Here is a 2,005-nt window from a genome sequence, read left to right on the forward strand (position 1 = left end):
TGAACGAGCGGGTGATGGGTCCGGCTGCGGGCCGGGTTGAGCCGCTCCACCAACACCTCGAACGGCACATCCTGATGCTCGAAAGCCGCCAGGCCGCGCTGGCGTACCTGGGTGAGTACCTCGGCGACGGTGGGATCACCGGACAGATCCACCCGCAGCACCAAGGTGTTGACGAAGAACCCGACCAGCTCGTCCAGCGCCGGATCGTTACGTCCGGCTGTCGCGATCCCCACCGCGACGTCAGGACTGGCACTCAGCTGCGCCACCAGGAGTGCCAGGGCCGCCTGGACGACCATGAAGCTGGTCACGTTGTGTTCACGAGCCACCCGCGCAATGTGCTGCTGCAATTCGGTCGGCCAGTCCACCGCCACGCTGCCTCCGCGGTAATCGGCGACCGGCGGATACGGCCGATCCGTGGGGAGCTCCAGCCGCTCGGGCAGCCCAGCTAGCGTGTCTTCCCAGTAGGCCAATTGCCCGGCGATCACACTGTCGGGGTCACCTTCGGAGCCCAACCAATTACGCTGCCACAGAGCGTAATCAACGTACTGCACCGGCAACGGCGGCCATTCCGGTGCCCGGCCCGCGCACCGACTGGCGTAGGCCACGCTCAGATCGGCCACCATCGGGGCGATCGACCAGCCATCCGCGGCGATATGATGCACCACCGCGACCAGCACATGCTCGTCCACACTGGCGCGGAAAAGCACGGCCCACAAAGGAATCTCGGCCGCCAGATCAAAGTTGTGCCGCGCCACCTCCGCGACGGCATCCTCCAGCCGCGCCGACGGCCACTGATCGGCCTCGACGATTTCCCAGCTCAGATCTGCCTGCAGGGTCGGCACTACGATTTGCTGAGGGATTCCGTTTGCCGTGGCGAATATGGTGCGCAAGCTCTCGTGGCGGCCGATCACATCGACGAGTGACCGACCTAACGCGTCGGTGTTCAGGCGCCCTTCCAATCGCAACGCGACTGCCATGTTGTAGATCGGTGAGGGTCCCTGCATCTGATCCAGGAACCAGAGTCGTTGCTGTGCATAGGACAGCGGGATCGTATCCGGGCGTTGCTGTGGGGTCAGCGGTTCGCGTCCGCCCGAACCCGCGTTCACCAGGGGGGCGAGTTGGGCGACGGTGGGGGCGTCGAACAAGGTGCGCACCGGGAGGTCGGTGTCCAGGCTGGTGTTGACCGCGGCGATCAGGCGCATCGCCGACAAGGAATCGCCGCCGAGGTCGAAGAACGAATCGTCGACGCCGACCCGGTCCAGGCCGAGGACCCGGGCATAGATGCCGACCAGGACTTCCTCGAGCGCGGTGGACGGGCCGCGGTAGTGATCACCAGGCGTGTATTCCGGTGCCGGCAGGGCCCTCTTGTCCAGTTTGCCGTTGACCGTCAGCGGCAACGCCTCGAGCGCCACGACCGCGGCCGGGACCATGTACGCCGGCAACCGCTGGGAGAGTTCAGCACGCACCCGCGCCGGATCCGCGGTACCCGTGACGTAACCGACCAGACGCTTGTCCCCCGGCCGGTCCTCGCGGGCGGTCACCACGGCCTGCTCGACCCCGTCCAGATCGGCCAAAACGGACTGGATTTCGCCGAGTTCGATGCGGTAGCCGCGGATCTTGACCTGCTCATCGGCCCGCCCGACGTACCGCAACTGGCCATCGGGCGCCCAGGACACCAAGTCCCCGGTGCGATACATCCGCTGACCAGGCGCCCCGAACGGGCAGGCCACAAACCGCGAACCCGTCAACCCCGGCCGGCGCACGTACCCGAGGCCCACACCGCGGCCGGCCACGTACAGCTCGCCCACCACCCCGGCCGGGACTTGACGCAGCCACCGATCCAGGACAAACAACGCCGCCCCCGGCACCGGCACACCGATCGGCACCACGCCCGACCCTGCCTGTAGCGGGGCACTGATCGTGGCGTACACCGTGGTCTCGGTCGGACCGTACCCATTGACCATCACCCGACCCGGCGCCCAGGTGTCCACCACATCAGCCGGGC

At 67.2% G+C, this 2,005-nt stretch carries 1 protein-coding gene; it reads right to left on the minus strand.

Annotated elements, in window-relative coordinates; translation table 11 throughout:
- Positions 1–2,005 (minus strand): condensation domain-containing protein (locus tag ACWDTP_RS38260; protein ID WP_450028414.1); only part of this gene is annotated, 2,005 nt, incomplete at both ends.

The organism is Mycobacterium sp. NPDC003449, assembly GCF_053588415.1.